Below are 1,638 nucleotides of genomic sequence, written 5' to 3' on the forward strand. Positions count from 1 at the left end.
GTTTAGGGACATCCGGCAACACCTTGACGAACATGTCCCAGAGAAAACTGGCTGGCAGTGGAAAGTTGAGCGATGCCGCAATGCCCATGGACTGTGCCAGCTCCTGCCGCAGCCACTGAGCCATGCCGGGGCTCTGAACAAGAATCTGTTCATCTTCCAGCGGGTTAGGAAGTGGCTCCCGCTGTATCAGGTCAATCAGCAGGTCTTTGAGCAGGTCAAGCTGGTTAGAGTGATAAATGGTGAACACGAGAGGAGAATCAGCCTGTATCAATGATGGTTCTAACTCTTCATGTTCTGGCGGGCTATGTCAACATAAATGGAGGGGTAAAGAGGTTTCGAGATAAAAATCCAACAATTTCAGGTGGTTCTGGCGATCTGTCAATGTTCTGTGTCAGGCTCTGCCATGTCTGTGCAGGGCATTCATCAGGTTCTTATGCCTCTTTTTCTTCTGTTTCGGGTTGCTGCTTTTTCCCGTGTATTGGTTGGCAATGTCCTTCTCGGCCGTTTTCAGACTGGCTTCGTCGGGCTTGATTTTCTGAAGGTAGCGACGACCTGCACCTTCCTTAATGTTCAGCTTTCCCCGTAGGGCGGCCATTTTGTCCATCAGGTTCTGAGCTTCAAGAATGCAGCTCTTGCTCTCATCAAGGCTTTGCTGGGATCGTTTTTCAATATCCATGAAGAGGCCTTCAAGTCTCTTAGACACTATTTGGCTGATGATAACGACACCGTGCGCTGTTACCAGCTGGCCGGCAAGGTCGCTGATATTTTTGACCAATACCTGGTTTATCGTCCGGAATGGATTGCCGATTGGGAACAGGGAAAGGATGAGACAGCAAGAGATCAGCTCTGGCAGCCTGTGCTCTGGCGGGCGCTAGTCTCCAGAACATCCGAAGCCGGCCAGCCTCACTGGCACCGGGCCAATATGCATCACCGTTTTCTGAGTGCATTGGAGAATAACTCTCATCAACAACCTCTTGATAAACGGTCGTTGCCCCGCAGATTGTTTGTTTTTGGGATTTCTGCACTCCCCCCGCATTTTGTGAGAACCCTGAAAGCACTGGGTCAGCAAACCGATGTCCATCTAATGGTCTGCAACCCCTGCCAATACTATTGGGGAGACGAGAAAGACCCTAAATATCTGGCTAAACTGGCTGCACGGCTCTTTAATAAACACGCCAGCCAGTCGACGACTCAAGCCGGTGATGGCTCCTCACAACAGACCGACCTTTTCGAGTCTCTGGTTGATGAGCAAAGTAACGCTCTGTTAGCCTCAATGGGTAAGCTGGGCAGAGATTATATGCACCAGCTACATGATTTGGATGCCACAGAAATCACTGCCTTTGTGGATGGTCAGGAAGACTCCCTGCTGCACCGGATTCAAAAAGATATCCTGAATCTGACCGACAGAAGTATGGAAAGTCCGGTCACTATTGCCTCTGACGATCCATCTCTGGTTTTCCATGACTGCCACAGCGCGCTCAGAGAATTGGAAGTTCTGCATGACCAACTACTCAGACTGTTTGAGCTGAATCCTGATCTCACGCCCAGAGATGTTGTTGTCATGCTGCCTGACGTCGATCAGTACAGCCCATGGATTCGGGCTGTTTTTGGTGGCCTGCCGGAACATCACAACGATCC

3 protein-coding genes are annotated in these 1,638 nt (G+C 50.4%); 1 reads left to right on the plus strand and 2 read right to left on the minus strand.

Features of this window, described 5'->3' with window-relative positions:
- Both KDK18_RS11210 and KDK18_RS11215 read right to left on the minus strand, forming a co-directional pair.
- Positions 1-247: exodeoxyribonuclease V subunit gamma (locus KDK18_RS11210; protein WP_257254987.1), on the minus strand; the 247-nt coding region annotated here is incomplete at its 3' end.
- Positions 248-391: 144 nt separating this feature from the next.
- Positions 392-676 carry a hypothetical protein gene (locus tag KDK18_RS11215; protein WP_257254988.1) on the minus strand — a complete coding sequence of 95 codons (285 nt, stop codon included), beginning with the start codon at positions 674-676 and terminating at the stop codon, positions 392-394.
- Positions 677-706: 30 nt separating this feature from the next.
- On the opposite strand from KDK18_RS11215, the gene KDK18_RS11220 reads away from it, so the two are divergent.
- Positions 707-1,638, plus strand: a 932-nt coding sequence (locus KDK18_RS11220) for an exodeoxyribonuclease V subunit gamma (RefSeq protein WP_257254989.1), incomplete at its 3' end; no start/stop codon positions are given.

This window comes from Endozoicomonas sp. SESOKO3, from assembly GCF_024606255.1.

Coding starts and splice junctions, on each gene's coding strand:
- KDK18_RS11215 (WP_257254988.1), bottom strand. CDS start 676: ATGGATATTGAAAAACGATCCCAGCAAAGCCTTGATGAGAGCAAGAGC.